Below are 277 nucleotides of genomic sequence, written 5' to 3' on the forward strand. Positions count from 1 at the left end.
TTCCTTGCCATCCACGACGATGAAATCGGGCGTGATGCCGGTTTTCAGCATCGCCTTGATGATCGACATGAATTCGCGGCGATGCCCGATGCAAAGCTTGAAGCCAACCGGCTTACCACCCGAAAGGTCGCGCAGGCGGCCAATGAATTCCATCAGCCCAATCGGGGTTGAGAAAACACTGTGGGCAGCGGGCGACACGCAATCCTGCCCCATCGGGATGCCGCGCGCCTCAGCAATTTCGGCGGTAATTTTAGCCGATGGCAACATGCCGCCATGG

General features: G+C 58.1%; 1 protein-coding gene. It reads right to left on the reverse strand.

Going from position 1 to position 277, the window contains the following annotated elements:
• Positions 1–277: glutamate synthase-related protein (locus tag B3Z49_RS19265; RefSeq protein WP_296993785.1), on the reverse strand; the 277-nt coding region annotated here is incomplete at both ends.

This window comes from Thalassospira sp. UBA1131, assembly GCF_002311515.1.
In the GTDB taxonomy this organism is placed as follows: domain Bacteria; phylum Pseudomonadota; class Alphaproteobacteria; order Rhodospirillales; family Thalassospiraceae; genus Thalassospira.